Below are 2,382 nucleotides of genomic sequence, written 5' to 3'. Positions count from 1 at the left end.
GGCGCAGAACTGGCACAGTATGGTGTTGCAACATTTGCAATAGCTGGTCTAGTTTACGTGATGACAAAGTTTTTTGACAAGAGAAGCAATAACGGTGAAATAAGTTATGGGAATAGAAAGCTGTTATTATCATATGAAATTGCTTGCCCGGTTATTAAAGAAGAGGGATATTATATTGTTCAATATGAACCATTAGGTATTCAGGCATATGCAAAATCTCGAGAAGAAGCCATCAACGAGTTTAAAGAAGAATTTATGATGATTTGGGATATTTATGGCAATGAGAGTGACGATAATCTAACGCAAGATGCAATTCAACTAAAAAAGAGGATAAAAGGGTTAGTTAAGGGGGAACAACTAATTGGCGACTTTAAAAACATTGGAAATTAAGCGGGGGTTACAAAGGAAAGGTTTTAGAGAAGATAATAGGGATCACAAGTTTTATTTTCTTTATTTAGGCGATAAAAGGACATCTGTGCGTACTAAAATTAGCCATGGTGAGACAGAAATTGATGATGGTTGATCAATTTATTGATTTAGTGAATTGCCCTTTATCCTACGATGAGTATATAAAAATCCTTCAGGAAAAAGGAATTATAACTACATAATGAAATAAAATATTTGCGTAGCGTTTTTTTGTTTGTCAACATTTGCTAACAACATGGTAGGGCAAGAATAAATCTGATAAATATAAAATACGCCACAATTGCTTTTGGACTCCATTCAAATCCACAATTGTATGCGGCTGAGATACCATGGCTAAAACATTACCCGTAATAAGATAAGGACCATTATCGGTCCTTATTTCTTTTAAAAATATAAGTTTGTGCAAACAGTTCTGGTGCCGAAGGTGGGAGTCGAACCCACACGGGGTGTAAGCCCCACCGGATTTTGAGTCCGGCGCGTCTGCCAATTCCACCACTTCGGCGCGTCGTTGACTTTTCACAAGAGATATAATAGCATATTAGTTGTAAGAATGCAATAGTCATTTTCGAATATTCTTCTAAAAGGTGGTGCATCTGTGAGCGTCCAGCAAATCGAAAGGGCAGTTTTGGTAGGAGTTATCGAGTCTAGTAAAGATGAAGGAAGCATGGAAGAGCTTAAAGCCCTGGCGGAGACGGCCGGTGCTTACGTTGTGGGTGTGGTCACTCAAAGGCGAAAGGGCATTGACAGCGCCCATTACATTGGCAAAGGCAAGCTGGAGGAATTGAAAGCGTTTATCGAGGCCAACCAGATTGACGTTGTCATAGTAAATGACGAGCTGAGCGGGTCTCAGATCAAAAACATGGAGGATATTTTGGGGGTAAAGATAGTCGATCGCACCTGTCTCATCCTGGATATCTTTGCCAGGCGGGCTAGGACCAGAGAAAGCAAGCTGCAGGTGGAGCTGGCCCAGTTGAAATATAGGTTGCCACGCCTTGTAGGCTTGGGAGGGCAGCTGTCAAGGCTAGGCGGAGGTATAGGCACAAGGGGACCGGGTGAGACCAAACTGGAAACCGATAGAAGGCATATACAGGACAGGATAAAGGCCATAGAGAAAAAGTTGAGTAAAATAGAACGGCATAGAAATTTATATCGCCAACGACGAGCTAAGAACAGGGTGCCAGTAATATCCATAGTAGGCTATACCAATGCCGGCAAATCCACTTTATTCAATGCTCTTACCAAAGCCGAGAGTTATGTGGAGGATAAGCTATTTGCTACCCTCGATACATCTGCGCGTAGGCTTATCCTGCCTTCCGGGAGACAGGCGATACTGGTGGATACCGTGGGTTTTATAAGGGATCTTCCTCATGATCTGGTTGAGGGCTTTAAATCGACTTTAGAGGAAGTGCGGTACTCAGACCTTTTGCTCCACGTAATCGACATTACCTCGCCGGATATGGATGAAAAGATACGAGTGGTAGAGAAGGTATTATCGGAATTGGATGCTATAGATATACCGCGATTGGATGTATTCAACAAAATTGATCTCGTCGAGACGGGCTCTATTGTTAATAATAAGCGTGCTATTTATGTTTCTGCTAAAACTGGTATTGGGTTGGAAGCCTTAAAGGAGGCTATTGAGAGGCAACTGACTGTGGAGCATTAGTAGCGTGATATCCATTGAATTTGTATCGGTAGAATTGGGGGGCCAATGGCCGCTATGTTCAGATGTATAAGGACCTTGAAGTCCAAGATTTTATTTTATTGTTTTACCATAACGGTTATCGTTCTGGCGTTGGTGATATCCCTCTGTTTGGTGAATTTTAATGTCCTTGTCAAGCTAAACAAGATTCAAACCGTCAACCATAATCTGCGCATTTCTATGGATCACATCGAATCCAGTGTGAGTTCGGTTATAAACATTGCATACTGGAGTTCAGTGAACAGCTATATCTC

Annotated in this window: 2 protein-coding genes, 1 tRNA gene and 1 pseudogene; 3 read left to right on the top strand and 1 reads right to left on the bottom strand. The window is 41.7% G+C overall.

What is annotated here, in order from left to right; all coding sequences use genetic code 11:
* A pseudogene (locus FWJ59_RS09360) lies at window positions 1-390 on the top strand (hypothetical protein); the annotation flags it as partial.
* Between the two features lie 449 nt (window positions 391-839).
* Here FWJ59_RS09360 and FWJ59_RS09355 read toward each other — a convergent pair.
* Window positions 840-928, bottom strand: a tRNA-Leu gene (locus tag FWJ59_RS09355).
* Between the two features lie 93 nt (window positions 929-1,021).
* Here FWJ59_RS09355 and hflX point away from each other — a divergent pair.
* Both hflX and FWJ59_RS09345 read left to right on the top strand, forming a co-directional pair.
* Window positions 1,022-2,092 carry a GTPase HflX gene (gene hflX / locus FWJ59_RS09350; RefSeq protein WP_414481665.1) on the top strand — a complete coding sequence of 357 codons (1,071 nt, stop codon included), beginning with the start codon at window positions 1,022-1,024 and terminating at the stop codon, window positions 2,090-2,092.
* A 54-nt stretch (window positions 2,093-2,146) separates the two neighbouring features.
* Window positions 2,147-2,382, top strand: a 236-nt coding sequence (locus FWJ59_RS09345) for a hypothetical protein (RefSeq protein WP_414481664.1), incomplete at its 3' end; no start/stop codon positions are given.

Source organism: Caldicoprobacter sp., assembly GCF_047459465.1.
GTDB lineage: Bacteria > Bacillota > Clostridia > Caldicoprobacterales > Caldicoprobacteraceae > Caldicoprobacter.
Note: the sequence above shows the minus strand (reverse complement) of the source record. Positions and strands in the feature narration are given on the sequence as shown.